We start from the raw sequence: 19941 nt of genomic DNA, 5'->3' as shown, positions 1-19941 counted from the left end.
CCTTCATCGCTGGCGGCTCTTCGGGTCAAGAGCATCGCGCAGGGCATCCCCCAGCATGATGAAACTCAGGACGGTAATGGACAGGGCGGCAGCAGGGTAGAGCAGGATCGTCGGGTTGGTGCGGATCGAAGTCTGGGCCGCGGCAATGTCATTTCCCCATGACATGATGCTTCCGGGCAACCCGATCCCCAGGAACGACAGCGTGGCTTCGGCCACGATAAACACACCGAGCTCCATGGTGGCCAGGACGATGATGGGCGCCAAGGCGTTTGGCAGGACGTGCCGGACCAGGGATCCGATCGACGACACACCCAGTGAACGGGCAGCCATCACGAAATCTGCGTTCCGCACTTCGATGACTGCGCCGCGGGTGATCCGGGCCATCTGGGGCCAGCCAAGCACAACGATCACCATCACAACTGTCAGTACGCCACGGTTTTCCCGGAAGATCGGCAACTGGGTAATAACCAAAGCACCGAGGATGAGCGGGAGCGCGAAGAAAATGTCGCCAAGACGCGCGATCAGCGCGTCAACCCAGCCGCCGTAGAACCCGGCCAGTGCTCCAAGAGTCACACCGATGACCAGCACACAAAGGACTGACAGGACGCCAACCGTGATGGACGCCTGGGTTCCGTGGATCATGCGGGCGTAAATATCGCAGCCTTGGAAGGTGAATCCAAGCGGATGCCCAGGCGACGGGGCCCCGTTGGAGTTTGCCAGCTCGCAACCGTTGTTAGGTGCCGTCTGGGTGAACAGGCCCGGGAATGCAGCCACGATGATCAACAGGACGATCATGATGGAGGAAATGACGAAGAGCGGACGACGGCGGAGCTTCCGCCACGCGTCGGCCCACAGACTCAGCGGTGCATCGTCTGTCTTGACGGCATCGGTCGCAAGGAGGGGGGTTTCCTCCACCGGTGCGACAAAATGCTCGATTTCTCGGTTACTTTTCATAGCGGATCCTCGGGTCAAGCCAGGCGTAGAGCAAATCGACCAACAGGTTGGCGATGACAAAAACAAGTACCAGTACACTCACGATCGCCACGATGGTGGGCCCCTCGCTGCGGATGATGGCCTGGTAGAGCTTCTGGCCGACGCCGGGCACGTTGAAGATGAACTCCGTGACGATCGCGCCGCCCATCAGCCCGCCCAGGTTGGCACCGAGGTAGGTCACCACCGGAATCATCGAGTTGCGGAGGATGTGGGTGATCACCACGCGCGGACGGGACAAGCCCTTGGCCGTCGCCGTCCGGACGTAGTCGGCGTTCATGTTTTCAATAACGGACGCCCGGGTCAGGCGCAGGACGTAGGCGAAGGAAACCAGCCCCAGCACCGTGGCCGGAAGGATCAGGTTCCCCCAGTTTGCACTTGCCCCCACGGTCGGCTTTGCCCAGCCCAGCTGGACACCCACCAACAGCTGCAGGACAAAGCCCAGAACGAACGTCGGGATTGCGATGACCACCAGCGAGGCCACCAGCACCGTGGCGTCAAAGATTTTGCCCTTGCGGAGCCCGGCGACCAGGCCGAAGGTGATCCCGAAGACGGCCTGGATGATGAGGGCTTCTATAGCCAGCATGGCGGTCACGGGGAAGATCCGGCCCAAGGTCGCGGCAATGGGCTGCCCGGTGAAATCGACGCCCAGGTTGAATGTGAAAAGGTTCTTCAGGAACAGTGCGTACTGGACGTAGAACGGCTGGTCGAGATTGTACTGCTGGCGGACCGCTGCGATAACGGCTTCGCTGGGAGGCCGGTCGCCAAAGAGCGCCCGGACGGGGTCGCCGGGCAGGGCGAACACCATGAAGTAAACGAGCAGGGTGGTCCCCAGGAACACGGGGATAACCTGCAACAGGCGACGGAGGATGTACTGGATCACAGCAGGTCCTCGGCAGCGGATGAGTGATGGAACGGAATCATTGCGAACAGCTTCCTGCCGGTGTCAAGGCTATGGGGGCCCGGCCCATAGGCCGGACCCCCATTAGCTTTTTGAGTTGGACGGGTTCAGAGGACTACTTGGCGGTGATGTTGTAGTACTGCAGAACGCCGTTCCAGCCGGAGTCCACGTTGGTGACGTTCTGGCTCCAGACGGCCTGGCGGGCGGAGTACCAGAGCGGCAGGTTCGGGAGGTCCTGGAACAGGACTTCCTGTGCCTGGGTGAACTTGGCGTTGGCGTCGTCCGTGGACTTGGCGGCCAGGCCTTCATTGAGGAGCTTGTCGAACTCGGGATTCGTGTATTCCTCGTAGTTGGCGCTGGCGCCGGTCTTCAGGAGCGGGCCCAGGAAGTTGTACAGCGACGGGTAGTCGGCCTGCCAGCCTGCACGCGTGAAGCCCGGCAGGGTCTTGGCAGTGCGCAGGTTGAGGATTTCGGCGAATTTGGCGAATGCCTGGCCCTCAGCCTTGATACCCAGGTTGTTCTTCAGGTTGTTGGCAACGGCGTCGATCCATTCCTTGTTGCCACCATCGGTGTTGTAGGCCAACTGAAGGGTCTTGTCGGCCGGCCACGGGCTGATGGCGTCTGCCTTGGCCCAGGTTTCCTTGGCCTTGGCAGCATCGAACTTCAGGACCTCGGAGCCTGCAACGTTGTCGTTGTAGCCATCCACGGCCGGGGAGGTGAAGTCCTTGGCCGGAATACGGGTGCCGTTGAAGATGACCTTGGTGATCTCTTCGCGGTTGATCGCCATGGAGATTGCCTGGCGACGCAGCTTGCCGGCTTCGCCGCTGAACTCCGGCAGGTAGGACGGGATGTTCAGCGTGGAGTTGCCGGCGTAGGGCTTGTTCAGGTGGTTGTCCGGGAAGTCCGTGGTGTAGGTCTGCAGCGCGTTGGTGGGCAGCACGTCGGTGACGTCGAGGTTGTTGGCCTGGATGTCCGTGTAGGCCGGGGCCGGATCGGTGTAGAACTTGAAAGTCACACCGCCGTTCTTGGCCTCGCGGGTTCCCTTGTAATCAGCGTTCTTGACCAGTTCGATCTGGCTGTCGTGCTGCCAGGCGCCTTCCTTGGCCATCTTGTACGGGCCGTTGCCAACAGGGTTTTCACCGTAAGCCTTGGGGTCCGCCAGTGCCGCGGACGGCAGCGGCATAAAGGCGGAGTAGCCCAGGCGCAGCGGCCAGTCTGCTTCCGGCTGGCTCAGCTTGACCTCAATGGTGGTGTCGTCCTTCAGCACCAGGCCCGACATGGTCTTGGCGGTGGGCTTGGGGGTTTCGACTTCCTTGCCATCGGCGCCGGTGCTCTTGGTGGTGGCGCTGACGTCGGCGTAGCCCTCGACCGAATCGAAGAAGCTGCTGTTGCCCTGGGCGTTGGTGCTCAGCGCGGCAAAGTTCCATGCATCCACAAAGCTCTTGGCGGTGACTTCCTCGCCGTTGGTGAACTTGGTCCCGCTCTTCACCTTGATGGTGTAGTTCTGGCCATCGGCGGATTCGATGGATTCAGCCAGCGCGTTGACGGACTTGCCACTGGGGTCGTAGCTGGTCAGGCCTTCGAACAGTAGTTCAACCACGCGGCCGCCATACACCTCGTTGGTGTTGGCTGGCAGCAGGGGGTGCTGTGGTTCGTTGCTGTACGCGGTGATGACCTTGTTGGGATCACCGGCAGATTGGCTGGCACCATCATTGCTGCCGCCTCCAGCGCCGCAGCCGGTCAAGGCAAGGGCGGCGATCGCCACCATGCCGAGTGCTTTGGAAGTGCGCGTGAAACGCATTCCGCCTCCTATGAGTTGTGGGAGATTCAGGGGAAATCGTTTGCTCCCCGGTGGGCCCGCCACAGATTTTATGCTGTGACGCAGCCCATATATGAGTAGCCTAACCGCACAAAGTCCAAATACTGGTACACCGTTGCCAAACCGTAACCAGTTAATCGTGACTAACTAGCTTGCATCGGGAAGTTGCGCAAGTCACATGCTACTCGCTGGTAGGACTCACCGCGAATCGCACCCCCGCCGCGCTCCCACGGCGCCCGGGGGCCAGCCCTCAGGGTTATTTCAGGTGCCACTCCCACACGTTCCACCAGACGCCCAACGGCCCCGAGCTGGGCTTAATTCCGGTCACGCGGCTGCTGAACGCAACCGTTCCCGTCGTCTGGTAGAGGGGCAATCCGTAGGCGCTCGCCCACACCCGTTTGTCGACGTCGGCCATCAGTTCGTCCTGTTTTGCCAGATCCGTAGTGCTGGCCAGCTGCTCCATGGCATTGTCTGCGTCGGGGTCGGAGAACTTGTTGAAGTTGCTCCCTCCCCCGGTTTTGAAGATCTGCGGGACGCGGCTGACGCCGACTCCGGGGCCGATCCAGCCGAGGATTGCCGCATCGTAGGATCCGGTGCTGAGCGCTGCCACCCAGTCCGCATTGCCAAGGCCTGCGTCTTCAACGGTGAAGCCGGCAAGGCGGGCCGATTCCCGGATCAGGGAAAAAGCCCGTACCCGGTTGGGATTGTCCTTGTTGTAAAGGATCCGGATTGTCGGGGCCGCACCGCGCAGCTGCGACGTTGCACCCTGGATATCCACCGCTGAATATTCGGCGGAGCCGTTGTCCTTCACCGTCTGGGCGTACTGGGGGTGCGACGGCAGGAAGACGTGCGAGTCCAGCGGCTTGGCGTCGGCTGCCAATCCACCCACCGCGTCCTCGACGATCTCCTGCCGCGGAACGGTCTTCAGGAACGCCTCGCGGACATCCTTGTCTGCGAACGGGCCCAAGAACTTCAGATCGAGGTGGTCGTAGCCTGACTGGTTGTACTGCTCCACGGTACTTCCCTGGGCGGCCAGCCCATCGAAGAGGCTCTCGGCAGCGGCTGATGGCTGCGGGGCAATGATGTCCGCCTGTCCGCTGCTGAGGGCAGCGGCCGCGGCGGGGACGTCGCCGGTGAACTGGACGTTAACCTCATCCAGGTAAGGCTCAGCCCCCCAGACGTAGTCCCTGTTCCGGACCAGCCTCATCGATGTGCCCGGCACGATGTCCCTGACAATGTAGGGGCCGCTGGAAAGATACATGGCCGGGTCCTGGGGCAGCGTCTTGGTGTCGAAGCCGGAGTTCCAGAAATTGCTGACCCGCTTCAGCGGGGCATTGACAGCGGGTTCGTCGGCGTCGCCGCGGGGTGAGCCTTTGATCAGCTCAATGAGGTCATCTTCGTCGTTCAGGCCGCTTTTGGTGGCGACAACATGGGCCGGAAGTCCGACGTCGAACGCCACTTCCCAGTCAGCGTACGGTGACGCGTACTCAAGGGTGATCGAACGGCCATCACTCCCGATCTCCGGGAGGGCGGTGGCAGCCAGGCCGGACCTGTCAGAAGCCGCAGAAAAATACGTTGTGCCCGTGCCTGCCTTGGCGTCAGCGTCGTCGAAGTAGCCTGAACCGGCCGCCCAGGCCAGGAGGAGATCCCCGGCGTCGATTGCCTCGCCGTCGGACCACTTCACACCTTCGCTGACGGTGTACTTCACCTGCAGGGGCCTGTCGGAAACCTTTTCAAAACGGCCGAATTTCTCGTTGCGGATGACCTGTTCGGCGTTGTCCACGTAGTAAAACCCGGAATGGGTGATGTGGCCGATCTTGGTGTTGATGTCGGTGTTGCCGGCGGCACTGAACGGGTTGAAAGACGTGAAGGCGTTCACCTCGGCCACCGTTGCGCTTCCGCCCCGCTTCGCCTCCCCCACTACCACCGGTGTGGCTCCCCCCGAGCCGGAGCATCCTGAGATGACCAGGGCCACCGCGACGGCCCCGGTGATGACCTGAATCAAACGCCTCAGCGGCATGCGGTCTCCTTTGCCATTCCGGAATCCGACGTTGCAGCGGAACGTATTTTGTTTGCCCGCGCAACGTTGAAAGTCGTTGTTTTCCTTGAATTCTAGCGGTTCAGGGGTCGGATCAATGCCGTCCGAAGCCCGCGTCCGCGCGGAGTATTGACTCGGAAGGTAACTTCGGAACAGTCCCAGGAGCCACGCCCCGCTCCCCCGCCTATCATGAGGATCAGCCGTACACCGACCCCTGAAGGAAGTCCATGCCCGACCCCTCACGACCGTTACGCAAGCTCGGATTCCTCACTATTGGTCAGTTCGACCCGGCGCATCCGGCCGCGGGTCATGAATCGACGCTGCAGGTCATCGAACTGGGCGAGCGGCTCGGATTCGACAGCGTCTGGCTGCGCCACCGCCATCTGCAGTTCGGGATTTCTTCCCCCATAGCGATCATGGCCGCGGCAAGCCAACGCACCTCCCGGATCGAGCTTGGAACCGCCGTGACCCCGATGGGATGGGAAAACCCCTTGCGGCTGGCTGAGGACCTGGCCACCGTGGATCTGCTCGCCGGCGGACGAATCAATCCGGGCCTGAGCGTGGGTGAACCAATGCACTACGACACCGTGAAGCACGATTTGTACCCGGATTCCGCCGAACTGGAGGACTTTAGCTACGCTCGCGTGGACCGGCTTGCCCGATTGATTGCAGGGGAACCGGTCCGGGAGTTTTCCGGCAAGCAGGGATTCGTCGAGGAATTCTCCAACCGCGTCGAGCCGCACTCTTCCGGGCTGCGTGATCGTCTTTGGTATGGGGCGGCAAGTAGGAAATCGGCCATCTGGGCCGGCGCAAACGGATTCAATCTGCTCTCCAGCAGTGTGGTCTTCCCGGAAACGAATCAGGAACCGGCGTTTGCCCAAATCCAGCAGTCACAGATCCGCGCCTACCGTGAAGCTGCCGCGACCTCAGCCCACTCGCACGGACCCGCGCGGGTCTCGCAAGGCCTGGTGGTGATCCCAACCGATTCGGCGTCAGTGAAACAGCGGGAAAAGTACCAGCGGTACGTCGATGAACGCACGCCCCGGACCCGTGCGCCGCAGGGGCCAAAAGGGATGCTGTTCGCCCCCGATCTCATTGGCACCAGCGATCAGATTGCGGAACAGCTGTATGCACACGCGGGGTTCCAGGAGGTCGACGAAGTGGCGTTCGCACTGCCCTTCAGCTTCGCCCATGAGGACTACATCCAAATCCTCACCGACATTGCCACCACACTGGGTCCAGCCCTGGGATGGACCCGGGCGTAGCTGGTCAGATCCTGCCCAGAGTTGGCCCAGAGTCGGTCGCTGCGTTTTAGATGATTGCAGTGTGGCCGCTATTGACCAGCAATAGCCCCCGGTGCCCTGGGGTGAGAGTTTGCGGATGCGCCCGGACTGTAGCCACTTTCTGAGGCACCGCTGGCCCAATGTCGTCCAGGTTTCAGTCCGTAATATTTGCGTGGACTGTAGTGCCAACGACGTCATTCGCCTACCTTGAGAGTCCGGCTTAAGCAGATGGTCGGGCTGGGGTTATCCATTGGTCTCCCGTTGAAAGGCACCAAAATGAAAACCAGAAACGCCATCGCCGTGTGTGCTGTAGTAGCCGCTTGCTCCATCAGTCTCGCGTCACCGGCGAGTGCAGCCCCCAAGGGAGACGGTTGTCCGAAGGGCTTCCAAACACTATCTGTGGCAGAAGTTTTGACATACGCAACGCCAGGCTTCGAAGAAGCAATCGAGGCTGAGGACCGGAACAACGACGATCGCCTTTGTTTCAAGCTCTTGCCGCCTGCTGTTCCGCTCTTTGACCCCACTTTCTTCTACCAGGACAACGAGTTCCCGGTCCGGTGATGCAAGGGCTGACAAGGAGATAATCCATACGCTCGGCTGAGTGTTTCAGCGCCTTCAGTTGGAGGGCATCGCCGGGAATAGCACAACTTGGAGTAGGAAAGCCGGCGGAGCATTACTCCGCCGGCTTTCTCTTATTGCTGAACTCCCATAACGCTGAGGCCGATCACGGCTACTCCGCTGGCCTGTAACAGCTTACTGTGGGCGATACGTGGGCGTTCGGTAGTATCGGCAAGATACTGGTCGGGTCGCAGGAACCGCCCCGTCGCCGTGCATGGGGTCGTGCGGGTCTTCTAGTAGTTGTCGTGATCGGCAAGTTGTGAGTTGTCACTTCGTTGAGCTAGACGTTGAAGCGGAACTCCACCACGTCGCCGTCGGCCATCACGTATTCTTTACCTTCGATGCGGACCTTGCCGCGTGACTTGGCTTCAGCCATGGAGCCGGCCTCGACCAGGTCGTTGAAGGAAACCACTTCGGCCTTGATGAAACCGCGCTGGAAATCGGAGTGGATCACGCCTGCAGCCTGCGGTGCAGTGTCGCCCCGGTGGATGGTCCAGGCTCGGGTTTCCTTGGGACCGGCCGTGAGGTAGGTCTGCAGGCCCAGGGTGTGGAAGCCGACGCGGGCCAGCTGGTCGAGGCCGGACTCATCCTGGCCGTTCATCTCCAGCATTTCGCGGGCCTCTTCCTCGTCCAGTTCAACGAGGTCGGACTCAAGCTTGGCATCGAGGAAGATAGCGTCCGCCGGGGCAACCAAAGCCCGCAGCTCGTCCTGCTTCTCCGGGTTGCCCAGGATGCCTTCGTCGGCGTTGAAGACGTAGATGAACGGCTTCGCGGTCAGGAGGCTGAGCTCCTTGAGGTGCTCCATCTCCAACTTGTCGCTCTTGATCGAGGAGAAGATGGTGTCGCCGCGTTCCAGGACCGCTTGGGCCACCTTGATGGCTGCCAGCTCGGCGGCTTCCCGCTTCTTGATCTTGACTTCTTTTTCGATCCGGGGAATGGCATTTTCAATGGTCTGAAGGTCAGCCAGGATCAGCTCGGTGTTGATGGTCTCCATGTCCGAGCGGGGATCCACCTTGCCGTCCACGTGGATGACATCGGGGTCATCGAACACGCGGACTACCTGGGCGATGGCCTCGGCCTCCCGGATGTTAGCGAGGAACTTGTTGCCCAGGCCTTCGCCCTCGGACGCACCCTTCACGATTCCGGCGATGTCCACGAAGGACACCGGAGCGGGCAGCAGGCGCTGGGAGCCGAAGATCTCCGCAAGCTTCTGGAGCCGGGGATCCGGCAGGTTCACGACGCCGACATTGGGTTCGATGGTAGCGAACGGATAGTTCGCTGCCAGGACCTGGTTGCGGGTCAGTGCGTTGAAGAGAGTTGATTTGCCGACGTTGGGCAGTCCGACGATGCCAATAGTAAGAGCCACGAGCATTGATTCTACCGGTTGCGTGGCGCGAGGGCCCCAGCGGGTCCGCCGGCGGGTGTCAGGGGAGGCCGACAGCCAGCTCCGGCGAGGCTGGCGGACGGAGGAAGACCTGGTGGAATATGTCGCTTCCATAAATTGTCAGAGGGCCATGCCACAGTGAAGCTATGGATGCTTTAGCCCTGATTCTTGCCCTGTTGATGCTGCTGCTCGGTGCCCTCGCCGGCGCCGCCGCCACCTACCTGTTTTTCCGCCGGCGAACCAACGCCCTGGAAGAGGATTTCGATGCCGTCTCCGCACGCCTTTCCGAGGTGAACGCCCAGTTTGCGGCGGCGGACGCCGAGCGCCGTCTCCTGAGCATGCAGAACCGGGAGCTTGGTGAGTCCAGGAGCCAGGACGGGAACGTGCTCCGCGCACTCGCCCCCGTGGCGGAGAAACTGACCGCAGTCCAGCAACAGGTGGCACTTCTCGAGCGCGACCGCCTTGAGCAGTATGGCCAGCTGGCGCAGCAGCTGCAGGAGGCCAGGCTGTCCGATGCCCAGCTGATCCGGTCCACCCACGCCCTCGAATCGGCCCTGCGCTCCAACAGCGCCCGCGGACAGTGGGGCGAGGTGCAGCTGCGCCGCGTGGTTGAAGCGTCGGGGATGCTGAAGCACGTCGACTTCCTCGAACAGGTCCACAGTGCCGGGGCCGAAACCACAATCAGGCCTGATCTGGTGGTCCAGCTCCCAGGCGAAAAGCAGCTCGTGGTGGACGCCAAAGTGCCCTTGTCCTCGTATCTCGAAGCACAGGAACTGGGCTCCGGGCCAGGGCCGGACCACTCCACGTTCAACGGTCACGGCGCGGCCAGGAGCCACGCCTCCCAGCAGGCGCTGCTCGCTGCCCACGCAAAAGCCCTGCGTGCCCACGTGGACGCGCTCAGCAACAAGAAATACTGGGACATTCCCGGCAACTCCCCCGAGCTGGTGATCTGCTTCCTGCCGGCGGAATCGATCCTGGCCGCAGCGCTAATGGCGGATGCGACGCTCCTGGACCATGCGCTGTCCCGGAATGTGGTCCTGGCCTCGCCGAGCACGCTGTTGGCCGTGCTGAAGTCTGTGGCCTTCACGTGGCGCCAGGATGTGCTGACGGACAGTGCACGCGAACTGTTCGACCTCGCCCGCCAGCTGTACGAGCGCATGGGAACCCTGGGCGAGAACGTCGGAAAACTGGGTTCTTCGCTGAAGTCGTCGGTGGACCGCTACAACTCCATGGTGGGTACCCTCGAAGCGCGGATCCTGCCCACCGCCCGGAAGCTCAATGCCATGGACGAGTCAGGCCTGCTGACCCCGGCAGCGCTCGAGGTGACCCCGCGTTCGCTGGCCGCGCCCGAGCTGCAGCAGGACGACGCTGCAGCCTGAGGCGGTGACGCGAGGCTGACGGCTGCCCCTCTGCACCGGCAGACGCCGGCCGAGGGGCGGGCGCGTCAGTCGCGGGACCGGCGTCCGCCGAGGGCGCGGCTGACGTCGCCGGCTTCCTTCAGGGTTGCGCGGAGTTCCTTGGGCAACGAGAAGAGGAGATCTTCTTCTGCCGTGACCACTTCCTCCACGGAGCCGTAGCCGTAGTCGGCCAGCAGACGGAGGACGTCCGTGACCAGGACTTCAGGAACGGATGCCCCGGAGGTAACCCCCACGGTGGCGACGCCCTCAAACCAGGCCTCATCCACCTCGTTGGCAAAGTCCACGCGGTAGGACGCCTTGGCGCCATATTCCAGGGCAACTTCCACCAGCCGGACCGAATTCGAGGAATTGGCTGATCCCACCACAATGACCAGGTCGGCCTGGGGTGAGATTTTCTTAATGGCTACCTGGCGGTTGGTGGTGGCGTAGCAAATGTCGTCGCTGGGCGGATCCTGAAGCGTGGGGAAACGCTCCTTCAGCAGCCGGACCGTTTCCATCGTTTCGTCTACGCTCAGCGTGGTCTGGGAAAGCCAGATGACCTTCTCCGGATCCCTGACGGTGACCTTGTCCACTTCATGGGGGCCGTTGATGATCTGGATGTGTTCCGGGGCTTCGCCGGCGGTTCCTTCAACTTCCTCGTGACCGTCGTGGCCGATCAGCAGAATATCGAAGTCGTCCTTGGCGAACCTGACCGCTTCCTTGTGGACCTTGGTCACCAGAGGGCAGGTGGCATCGATGGTGCGCAGGCCACGGTCCTCGGCGGACTGGACGACGGCGGGCGACACACCGTGGGCCGAGAAGATGACCAGGGCGCCTTCGGGTACTTCGTCGGTCTCGTCCACAAAGATGGCGCCCTGCTCCTCAAGCGAGCTCACCACGTGGACGTTGTGCACGATCTGCTTGCGGACGTAGACGGGCGGGCCATAGTGTTCCAAGGCCTTTTCCACAGCAATAACAGCCCTGTCCACGCCTGCGCAATAGCCTCGGGGAGCGGCGAGGAGAACCCTCTTGGGGCCGGACACCGGCGACGCGGCGAATACTTCCTCCGGCGAGCGCCGCCTTCGCGGGACAGTTGGCATCGAGAGGGAAACTGCGGAGGAAGTCATGCCTCCATGCTACCGGTTGGGGCGTCGCTGCCCCGGCGAGGCGACCTTGGTCACAAGGCCCGCCACGAGGAGCGCGCCGCCTGCAACAAGTGCGCCCGTGACCCATGAAGCAAAGCTCGCGGATGCAGCCGCCACAAAGGCGTCCCTGAACATATCCGCAATCCCGTTTCCGCTCGCCGTCCCCAGCACGGCATTCTGCACCGTTTGGGAGCCCAAGGTCCACAATCCAGCCAGCACAAGGGCACCGAAGCCCACGCTGACCAGCACTGACCACCGCCGGCGGGCGGTTACCAGAGCCAGCGCAAAAGCGATTCCTGCCCCGATGGCCAGCGGGTAGCCCAGCGGAGCGAAGGCGGACAACCTCTCGATCAGCTGCCGCTGGTCCGACTGTCCAACGCTGATCAGGGTCTGATCCGGCGCGTCAAGCGGCAGCCCGGTGGCGCGCGAGAGTTCTTCCGTCGCCAGGGCCACCAGGGGTGCGACGTCTAAAGTCAGCGACGACGATGTATCGGCCTCGGGAGGCAGCGACGCTGGATCGGCAAAACTGAGCCGGTGGCTCTTGCGGAGCGTCTCCTCCCACGCTGCCGGGTACCCGGGCAGGCCCGTCAGCTTACCGGCCGCCGCTTCCAGCACGGGCTTGACCACGCCGGCCAGCGCATCCGGGATGGTGCCGGTGTCGATGGTCCCGACAGTGGCCACCGCAAGCCGCTGCTGGAATTCGGCGTCCTGGCCGAGGGGTGCAGCCAGCGCCACAAAGCCGTCCTCCTGGACGATGTTGCGGTCCGCCCAGATCGCCGGGATGGCCACGGCAGAGAGCAGAAGGCCCAGGATGGCGGCTACGGCTGAGACAAAGGTGCGCAAAAACAGGTCCTCACTGGTTGGCGGCGGAAAAGCCATCATAGGACTGGTTTCTGGACAGCGGATGTCAGCCCCGGGTGGTACAGCTTATGGATAAGGTTGAATGACCGCCGCCATCCAACCTTATCCATAAGCTGTAACCGCACTTGCCGAACAAAGGACTGCCATGCCGCCGCCAGCCACAGTTTCCCGGGGCAGCGCGCATGTCTGAACAGACTGCCCTGCCAGGCACCGCTGCCACCACGCTGCCCGCCACAGCTGCTGAAACGACCCCCGACAATCCCTGGCCGTTGCAGCTGCTGTCCCAGAAACTTAAGGTCCATATCGACCGCGCGCCGGCGGCGTGGGTAGAGGGCCAGGTCATCGAGATGAACCGCCGCGGCGGCAATGCCTACCTGACCCTGCGGGATGTGGACGCCGAAGTTTCCCTGCCGGCGTCCGTCTGGACGAAGGTCCTTGACCGCCAGAACATGCCGCTGGAACGCGGCTCCCGGGTGGTTGCCCTCCTCAAACCGGAATTCTGGCTGAAGACCGGCCGCCTCAACATGCAGGTCCGGGACATCCGGCCGGTCGGTCTGGGCGACCTCCTGGCGCGGATCGAGCGCCTCCGCCAGGCGCTCGCCGCCGAAGGGCTCTTTGCCGACTCCCGGAAGAAGCCGCTCCCGCTGCTCCCCCACCGGATCGGACTGATCACCGGGCGGGATTCGGATGCCAAAAAGGACGTCCTCCAGAATGCCGCACTGCGGTGGCCAGCTGTTGAATTCGAGATCCGGGAGGTCGCCGTCCAGGGCAACACCGCGGTGTCCCAAATCGTCCGCGCCCTCCGGGAGCTGGACGTCCGCCCGGATGTGGACGTCATCGTTATTGCGCGGGGCGGCGGAGCCCTGGAGGACCTGCTGCCGTTCAACAGCGAAGAACTGATCCGTGCCGTGGCGGCTGCCGCCACCCCGGTAGTCAGCGCCATCGGGCACGAAGCAGACCGGCCCCTGCTGGACGACGTCGCTGACCTCCGCGCGTCCACGCCTACCGATGCTGCGAAACGGATCGTCCCTGACGTTGCCGAAGAACTGGCCAGCGTGCGCCAGGCGCGGGAATACCTGCGCCGGTGCATCGGCAGGCTGGTGGACCGGGAGACGGACAGGCTCGCCTCCCTCCATTCCCGGCCTGTCCTGGCCAGCCCCGAGGGAATGGTCACCGTACGCTCGGAGGAAATTGAACGGCTCGTGAGGCGTTCCTCGGCGGCGGTCAGCTCAACAGTGGTGCGGGCAGCTGACCAGCTGGTCCACTTGCAGGCCCAGGTCCGGTCCCTGTCCCCACAAAAAACCCTGGACCGAGGCTATGCCGTGGTGGAGCTTGCCAACGGCCGGCCCGCCCGGGCCACAGAAGCGGCGGGCCATGCCGTGGTCCGCGACCCGTCGGAGGCGCCGGCCGGAACAGCGTTGTCTGTGCGGGTGGCCCAAGGCAAGTTCGGCGCAACATCCACCGGTGAACCTGAACAAGGAGAAGCACATGCCCGAGACAAAGTCTGACCCCGAAATTGAGGCCCTGAGCTACGAGGAAGCCCGTGAACAGCTCGTCCAGGTGGTGGGCAAGCTTGAGGCCGGCGGTGCCAGCCTGGAGGAGTCCCTGGCGCTCTGGGAACGCGGCGAAGCGCTCGCGAAGCGTTGCGAGGAGTGGCTGGAGGGCGCCCGCAAGCGCCTCGCCGCCGCACGCGACCAGCCGCTCTAGGACCTCGCGACGAGTTCGCGCTCCACGCCGACGTCGAACTCCGCCTTCGGCCACTCAAGGTGCAGGTCATCAAAAGCGGCGAGCAGAAGCTGCTGGACAGCGATCCGGGCGAACCACTTCTTATTGGCGGGGATCACATGCCAAGGCGCCGCCTCGGTGTTCGTGTTGTCGATGGCCGCCTGATAGGCAGACATGTAGTCGTCCCAGAAGGCACGCTCGGTCAGGTCGCCGCTGCTGTACTTCCAGTGTTTGGCGGGATCGTCCAGTCGTGCCAGCAGCCGCGCCTTCTGCTCGTCCTTGCTGATGTTGAGCATCACTTTGACGATCCTGGTCCCTGAGTCCGTCAGCCGGGCTTCGAACTCATTGATGGCCTCATAGCGCCGCTTCAGTTCTGCGGGGGCCGCCCAGCCGTGGACCATGTGGATGAGGACGTCCTCGTAGTGGGAGCGGTCAAAAACGCCCACCATGCCGGCGGCCGGGACTTCCTTCTCGATCCGCCAGAGGAAGTCGTAGGACTTTTCCTCCTCTGTGGGGGCCTTGAAGGCCTTGAACTGAACCCCCTGCGGATCCATGGCGGCCATGACGTGTTTGACGATACCGCCCTTGCCGGCGGTATCCATCGCCTGCAAAATCAGCAGAATCCTCTTCGTTCCACCGAACCTGGACTCGGCGAACAGCTGCTCCTGCAGCTGGGCCAGTTTGTCGTCCAGATCCGCCAGGAGTGCCTGGCCGTCAGCTTTGTTGCCCGTGAAACCGGGGGTGGAATCCGGGTCCACTTCGGCCAGGACGAAGCCACTCCCGGCCTTCAGTGTCGAGGACGGGTGCTGTTTGAACTCAACCAAGCCGGCCATGGGGTTCCTTTGTCCGCAGTGTCCGCGCCAACAGGCGCGTCACCACAGGCTAGTTCCCTTTGTACCTGCTCAGGAAGTCCCCCATGCGGTTGATGGCCTCCTCAAGGTCCTTCACCAGCGGCAGCGTGACCATCCGGAAGTGGTCGGGACGGACCCAGTTGAAGGCCCGGCCGTGGGAGACCAGGATTTTCTGCTCGCGCAGCAGGTCCAGGACGAATTTCTCGTCGTCCCGGATGTGGAATACCTCGGGATCGAGCTTCGGGAAGAGGTACATGGCACCCCGCGCCTGCTGTGTGCTGACGCCGGGGATGGCATTGAGCATGTCGTAGGCCTTGTTGCGCTGTTCCAGCAGCCGCCCGCCGGGCAGGATGAGATCGTTGATGCTCTGGTAGCCGCCGAGTGCCGTCTGGATGGCGTGCTGGGCCGGCACGTTGGCGCACAGGCGCATATTGGCCAGTAGGCTGATGCCCTCAAGGTAGTCCGCCGCGTCCTTTTTGGGCCCGGAAATAGCCATCCAACCCGCCCGGTAGCCGCAGACGCGGTAGGCCTTGGAGAGTCCGCTGAAGGTGAGGCACAGGACGTCGTCGCCCGTCAGCGCGGCCATGTTGACGTGCACGGCGTCTTCATACAGGATCTTCTCGTAAATCTCGTCGGCAAAGATCACCAGGCCGTGCTTCTCGGCGAGGGCCACGATCTTCTTCAGCGTCTCCCCCGGGTACACGGCCCCGGTGGGGTTGTTGGGGTTGATCACCACGATGCCCTTGGTGCGGGGCGTGATCTTGGCTTCCATGTCCTCGAGGTCCGGCTGCCAGCCTGATTCCTCATCGCAGAGGTAGTGAACGGGCTTACCGCCGGCGAGGGCAACGGAGGCGGTCCACAGCGGGTAGTCCGGCGTGGGGATCAGCACTTCGTCGCCGGCGTCGAGCAGCGCCATGAGGGACATGGTGATCAGTTCGCTGACGCCGTTGCCCAGATAGATGTCGTCCACGTGGATGTTCTGGATGCCGCGGGTCTGGTAGTACTGCGAAACGGCCGTGCGGGCCGAGAAGATTCCGCGGGAGTCACTGTAGCCCTGGGCGTGTGGCAGGTGGCGGATCATGTCCACCAGAATGGCGTCCGGCGCTTCAAATCCAAACGGTGCCGGGTTTCCGATGTTCAGTTTGAGGATCCGATGACCCTCCGCCTCCATCTGCTGGGCGGCCTGAAGAATCGGTCCACGGATGTCGTAAAGGACGTTGCGAAGCTTGGTGGACTGCTTGAATTCTGCCATTCATCAAATATGCCATAGGACGGATGTACTTCCGTTGAGACCTCGGACACAGGAGTGGCAGCAGCGTACGACGGCGGCCGCCGGCCCGCGTGGGTCCGGCAGCCGCCGTCGTGGTTTAGCCCGAAACTTTAACCGCTACTTAACGATGCCTTTGTCCTTCAGCCAAGTGGCAGCAGCGTCTTTGGGGTTTTGCTTCTGGCTGCCGCTGACTGCGCGGTTGAGGTTAACCAGGTCCTCGGTGGTCAGGATCTTCGATACTGCGTTGAGCGCTTCCTTGGCCTTGTCGGTCATTTTTGCCGTGTTGTACAGCGGCAGGACCTGCTGGGCCTTGAAGTTGTTCTTGGGGTCTTCCAGCACCACCAGGTCGTTGTCGGCGATGGACGGCGTGGTGGTGTAGATGTCGGCCACCTGGACATCATCGGTCAGCAGGGCCTGCAGGGTCAGGTTGCCGCCGCCGTCGCTGAACGGCTTCAGTGCCTTCAGTTCACAGCCGTAGTTGGCTTTGAGCCCCGGGAAGCCGTATGCCCGGGTTTCGAACGTGGCCGGCGCGGCCATGGTCAGGTCCTTGCAGACTTTGGCAAGGTCCTCGATGGACTTGAGCTGGTACTTTTCCGCGGTGGCCTTGGTGACCACCATGGCGTCCTTGGACTCCGCCTTGGATGCCTCCAGGACAGCCAGACCCTCCGGCAGCTTTTCCGGCAGCGCCTTGTAGATGTCCTCGGCCGAGACCTCGGCAGCCTCTGGATCAACGTGGGAGAGCAGGTTGCCGGAGTAGTCCGGGACCAGGTCAACCGACCCGTCCTGGACAGCCTTGAAGTAGATTTCGCGGGCCCCGATGTTGGGCTTGGTGGTTGCGGTGATGCCCGCGGCGCTCAGGGCGCCGGCGTAAATTTCCGCCACGATCTGGCTTTCAGGGAAGTCAGCCGAGCCGACAATCAGCGAGCCGCCCGCGGTGCCACCGCTTGTGGCGCTGGTGCTGGGGGTGGCCAGCGGATCGCTGCCGCCGCAGGCCGTCAGCGCAACGGCAATGCCGACGCCGGCAGCCAGGCCAGCCAGTCCCCTGCGGGTGAGCGTTGTCCGGATGTTGTCTTTCATGGGGTGCCTCCTTGAACAGCAGCTGGCGCGGGCGCGGCAGCTGGGAGATCAGCGGTGGCCGTCCGGCCACCGCGGGGATCGGTCTTAAGGCCCGGCGAAAGAACGGTTCTTTGCACCGCGGCCAGGATGAGGTCAAAAACGATGGCCAGCCCGGCGATGAGCAGCGATCCGGCAAGCATCCGCGGGAAGTCCTGCAGGACCAGCCCGTCAAAAAGGTAGCGGCCCAGCCCGCCCAGCGGCAGGTACGCCACCACCGATACGGTGGCGATGACCTGCAGGACGGCGGTGCGAACGCCGCCGAACATCACCTGCAGGCCGTTGGGCAGCTCAACCCGGAACAGGATCTGCAGCTCGGTCATCCCCATGGCCCGCGCCGCATCCACCACAGCCCTGTCAACGCTGGCGATGCCTGCGTAGGTCCCTGCGAGGAGCGGCGGCACCGTAAGGATCACCAGGGCCCAGACCGGCGGCCACAGGCTGCTCCCGGCAAGGAGGGCGAAGAGGACCAGCAGGCCCAGCGTCGGCAATGCACGGAGCGCGCCCGCCACGGCAACGGCCACAACGCGGCCGCGGCCGGTGTGCCCGATATAGAGGCCCACGGGAACGGCGACGGCGGCGGCAATCACCAGGACCAGCCCGCTGTACTGGAGGTGCTCCACCAAGCGGGCCGGGATGCCGGAGCTGCCCGTCCAATGGCTGGGGTCGGCGAGCCAGGCCAGAGTGTCTGTGAAAATGTTGCTCACGAGCCGGCCCCTGCATGGACGTTGGCGTCGGCCACATAGCGTGCACTGACCGGAATGGACGGTCCTGCAGCTTTGGCGGCCCGCGTCCAGGGAGTCAGGAGCCTTTCCAGCAGGACCAGCACCGCATCCATCAGGAGCGCCAGCAGCAGGATGGCCGCAATCCCCACCACCACCTCCGTCACGAAGTTCCGCTGCAGGCCGTCGGTAAACAGCATCCCCAGGTTGCCTACGCCCAGGAGCGCAGCAACGCTGACCAGCGAGATATTGCTGACGGAGACCACTCGGAGCCCGGCAAACATCACCGGCAGGGAAAGCGGCAGGTCGATCTGGACAAAGCGGAGCCAGGGTTTGTACCCCATGGCGGTGGCCGCCTGCCGGAGGTCCTCTTCCACAGAGTCGAAAGCATCAAGGGCGGCCCTGACAAGGAGCGCCACGGCGTAGATGGTCAGCGCGACAATGACGTTAATGGGGTCAAGGATCCGCGTTCCCAGGATGGAGGGCAGGATGATGAACAGTGCCAGCGACGGGATGGTGTACAGCAACGAACTGGCCGTCACCACCACGGACCGCAGCACGGGATGGACGCGTGCGAACTGGGCCAGTGGGACGGAAATCACCAGCCCCAGGACCATGGGGGCCAGGGCCAGCACAATATGTTGCCCGGCCCGTTCCAGGACCATCCCGCTGTTTGCCAGGAACCATTCCATCAGAGCGCAGCCTGCCTGACCTGGCGGGCCGCCTCGATGACGGCCAGGACTTCGTGGGCCCTGATGGCTCCCAGGACCCGTCCCTCGCCATCCACGGCCACGCCTTGGCCGGAAGGGGATGACAGCGCTGAGTCAAGGGCCCGCCGCAGGGATTCACCCGGGTGGAACAGGGAACCTCCCGGGATCAGGTCAGAGTCCGTTCCCGGCCTCGCCCAGCCCAGGGGCCGCATGTCCGCATCCACCACAAGCTGCCAGTCGGTCACCGCCGCGGGGTCGCCGTCGAACTGCCCGGCGCGCGACACGAGCGTAGGCACCGCGTGGATGGCCACGGCGTCGGACGTGGTGAACCCGAGGTGGCGGAAGCCGCGGTCCCGGCCCACGAAGGAGGCCACGAAGTCATTGGCCGGTGCCCGCAGGATTTCCTCGGGGGTGGCGTATTGGGCCAGCTTGCCGCCCACGGCGAACACGGCAACCTTGTCGCCAAGAATGGTTGCCTCATCGATATCGTGCGTCACGAAGACGATGGTCTTGGCGAGGTCCTGCTGCAGCCTTAGGAGCTCCTGCTGCAGTTCGTCGCGCACCACCGGGTCCACGGCGCTGAAGGGTTCGTCCATCAGCAGGACGGGCGGATCGGCTGCGAGCGCCCGGGCCACGCCGACGCGCTGCTGCTGGCCGCCGGACAGCTGGGACGGGTACCGCTTCCCCAGTGATGAAGCCAACCCGACGACGTCGAGCAGCTCCGTGGCACGCTTGCGGGCCTCCGTTTTGGAGACACCGTTGAGCCTGGGCACGGTGGCGATGTTGTCCAGCACCGAGCGGTGCGGCATGAGCCCGGAGGACTGCATGACATAGCCCATGGACCTTCGCAGTTCGGCGGCCGGAACAGTGGTGACGTCCCGCCCGTCCACGGTGATGACTCCGGACGTTGGCTCCACCATGCGATTGATCATCCGCAGCGAAGTGGTCTTGCCACAGCCCGAGGGTCCCACAAAAACCGTGATGGAACCCTTGTCGATTGACATGGTGAGCTGGTCCACGGCCGGATTTCCGCCCTGATACTGCTTGGTGACGCTCTGGAACTCAATCATGGCTGGGTCCATTCCCGGTCATACCTGTTCTGTTGGACGGCATC

The 19941-nt window shown here is 63.3% G+C and carries 18 protein-coding genes; 5 read left to right on the top strand and 13 right to left on the bottom strand.

Annotated features, from left to right (window positions below; all coding sequences use genetic code 11):
- Positions 1-3: 3 nt before the first annotated feature.
- The 4 genes from J2808_RS02090 to J2808_RS02075 all read right to left on the bottom strand — a co-directional run bounded on the left by J2808_RS02090 (position 4) and on the right by J2808_RS02075 (position 5730).
- Complete coding sequence (locus J2808_RS02090; protein ID WP_309810893.1) at positions 4-954, bottom strand: ABC transporter permease; 951 nt, start codon at positions 952-954, stop codon at positions 4-6.
- Entirely contained in the window at positions 944-1873 is a 930-nt protein-coding gene (locus J2808_RS02085) for an ABC transporter permease (protein ID WP_309810890.1), read from the bottom strand. The genes J2808_RS02090 and J2808_RS02085 overlap by 11 nt, the downstream gene beginning before the upstream one ends.
- A 133-nt stretch (positions 1874-2006) precedes the next feature.
- Positions 2007-3692, bottom strand: coding sequence for a peptide ABC transporter substrate-binding protein (locus J2808_RS02080; protein WP_309810888.1), 1686 nt, complete (start codon positions 3690-3692; stop codon positions 2007-2009).
- Positions 3693-3966: 274 nt separating this feature from the next.
- Positions 3967-5730, bottom strand: coding sequence for an ABC transporter family substrate-binding protein (locus J2808_RS02075; RefSeq protein WP_309810885.1), 1764 nt, complete (start codon positions 5728-5730; stop codon positions 3967-3969).
- A 245-nt stretch (positions 5731-5975) separates the two neighbouring features.
- Between J2808_RS02075 and J2808_RS02070 the strand changes: the two genes are divergently transcribed.
- Complete coding sequence (locus J2808_RS02070) at positions 5976-7013, top strand: LLM class flavin-dependent oxidoreductase (RefSeq protein ID WP_309810882.1); 1038 nt, start codon at positions 5976-5978, stop codon at positions 7011-7013.
- 417 nt (positions 7014-7430) lie between these two features.
- On the top strand, positions 7431-7592 hold the full coding sequence (locus J2808_RS02065; RefSeq protein ID WP_309810879.1) for a hypothetical protein: 162 nt from the start codon (positions 7431-7433) through the stop codon (positions 7590-7592).
- A gap of 337 nt (positions 7593-7929) precedes the next feature.
- Here J2808_RS02065 and ychF read toward each other — a convergent pair whose 3' ends face one another.
- Positions 7930-9015 (bottom strand): redox-regulated ATPase YchF, encoded by a 1086-nt coding sequence (gene ychF / locus J2808_RS02060; RefSeq protein WP_309810876.1) that lies wholly within the window; start codon positions 9013-9015, stop codon positions 7930-7932.
- Between the two features lie 164 nt (positions 9016-9179).
- Between ychF and J2808_RS02055 the strand changes: the two genes are divergently transcribed.
- Complete coding sequence (locus tag J2808_RS02055; protein ID WP_309810873.1) at positions 9180-10412, top strand: DNA recombination protein RmuC; 1233 nt, start codon at positions 9180-9182, stop codon at positions 10410-10412.
- Between the two features lie 65 nt (positions 10413-10477).
- On the opposite strand, the gene J2808_RS02050 is transcribed toward J2808_RS02055, so the two are convergent.
- Complete coding sequence (locus J2808_RS02050) at positions 10478-11557, bottom strand: 4-hydroxy-3-methylbut-2-enyl diphosphate reductase (RefSeq protein WP_309810872.1); 1080 nt, start codon at positions 11555-11557, stop codon at positions 10478-10480.
- Positions 11558-11566: 9 nt separating this feature from the next.
- Complete coding sequence (locus J2808_RS02045; RefSeq protein ID WP_309810869.1) at positions 11567-12418, bottom strand: hypothetical protein; 852 nt, start codon at positions 12416-12418, stop codon at positions 11567-11569.
- A 200-nt stretch (positions 12419-12618) separates the two neighbouring features.
- Here J2808_RS02045 and xseA point away from each other — a divergent pair, with 200 nt between their 5' ends.
- Positions 12619-13944 (top strand): exodeoxyribonuclease VII large subunit, encoded by a 1326-nt coding sequence (gene xseA / locus J2808_RS02040; RefSeq protein WP_309810866.1) that lies wholly within the window; start codon positions 12619-12621, stop codon positions 13942-13944.
- Positions 13925-14143, top strand: coding sequence for an exodeoxyribonuclease VII small subunit (locus J2808_RS02035; RefSeq protein WP_309810864.1), 219 nt, complete (start codon positions 13925-13927; stop codon positions 14141-14143). Before xseA ends, J2808_RS02035 begins: the two co-directional genes overlap by 20 nt.
- On the opposite strand, the gene J2808_RS02030 is transcribed toward J2808_RS02035, so the two are convergent.
- From J2808_RS02030 to J2808_RS02005, 6 genes are all read right to left on the bottom strand, one after another.
- Positions 14140-14994, bottom strand: coding sequence for a polyphosphate kinase 2 family protein (locus tag J2808_RS02030; RefSeq protein WP_309810861.1), 855 nt, complete (start codon positions 14992-14994; stop codon positions 14140-14142). The two genes, J2808_RS02035 and J2808_RS02030, sit on opposite strands and share 4 nt — an antisense overlap.
- A 49-nt stretch (positions 14995-15043) precedes the next feature.
- Positions 15044-16264: a pyridoxal phosphate-dependent aminotransferase gene (locus tag J2808_RS02025; RefSeq protein ID WP_309810859.1), complete on the bottom strand. Its 1221-nt coding sequence runs from the start codon at positions 16262-16264 to the stop codon at positions 15044-15046.
- A gap of 135 nt (positions 16265-16399) precedes the next feature.
- Positions 16400-17359 (bottom strand): ABC transporter substrate-binding protein, encoded by a 960-nt coding sequence (locus tag J2808_RS02020; RefSeq protein ID WP_309810857.1) that lies wholly within the window; start codon positions 17357-17359, stop codon positions 16400-16402.
- Positions 17356-18102, bottom strand: a complete 747-nt coding sequence (locus J2808_RS02015; RefSeq protein ID WP_309810854.1) for an ABC transporter permease — start codon at positions 18100-18102, stop codon at positions 17356-17358. The genes J2808_RS02020 and J2808_RS02015 overlap by 4 nt, the downstream gene beginning before the upstream one ends.
- The gene (locus J2808_RS02010; RefSeq protein WP_309810851.1) at positions 18099-18809 is read right to left on the bottom strand and encodes an ABC transporter permease; all 711 of its coding nucleotides are present in this window, start codon (positions 18807-18809) and stop codon (positions 18099-18101) included. Before J2808_RS02010 ends, J2808_RS02015 begins: the two co-directional genes overlap by 4 nt.
- Positions 18809-19909, bottom strand: coding sequence for an ABC transporter ATP-binding protein (locus tag J2808_RS02005; protein WP_309810848.1), 1101 nt, complete (start codon positions 19907-19909; stop codon positions 18809-18811). The genes J2808_RS02010 and J2808_RS02005 overlap by 1 nt, the downstream gene beginning before the upstream one ends.
- Positions 19910-19941: the final 32 nt, after the last annotated feature.

The sequence above is a fragment of the Pseudarthrobacter sulfonivorans genome (assembly GCF_031454915.1).
GTDB classification, from domain to species: domain Bacteria; phylum Actinomycetota; class Actinomycetes; order Actinomycetales; family Micrococcaceae; genus Arthrobacter; species Arthrobacter sulfonivorans_C.
This window is presented reverse-complemented; position numbering and strand designations above follow the sequence as displayed.